Origin of the sequence: Saezia sanguinis (assembly GCF_003991585.1) — a bacterium.
Lineage (GTDB): Bacteria > Pseudomonadota > Gammaproteobacteria > Burkholderiales > Burkholderiaceae_C > Saezia > Saezia sanguinis.
In genome coordinates, this window is the sequence record NZ_PQSP01000052.1 from 1 (window position 1) to 277 (window position 277).

The 277-nt window shown below is 71.1% G+C and carries 1 pseudogene; it reads right to left on the bottom strand.

What is annotated here, in order from left to right:
* Positions 1–277, bottom strand: a pseudogene (gene fusA / locus CUZ56_RS14945) (elongation factor G); the annotation flags it as partial.

Genomic DNA, 277 nt, shown 5'->3' on the forward strand with positions numbered 1-277 from the left:
CACCTTGTCCGCCAGTTGGGCGGGTAAGCGGTCGTGCCGCAGGTACTCCCGGGTGAAGTGCGCCACCCCGTGGGTGAGGGAGCGCAGATCCACCGTGTAGCGAGCGAGTTCGGCTTCGGGGACCTCGGCGCGGATCACCGTCCGCCCGGTCTCGGCCGGTTCGGTGCCCAGGATGCGGGCGCGGCGTACCGACAGATCGCTCAGCGCCGCGCCGAGGTGCTCGTCGGGAACGCGGACAGCGACTTGCGCGATGGGTTCGAGCAGGTCGATCCGGCCC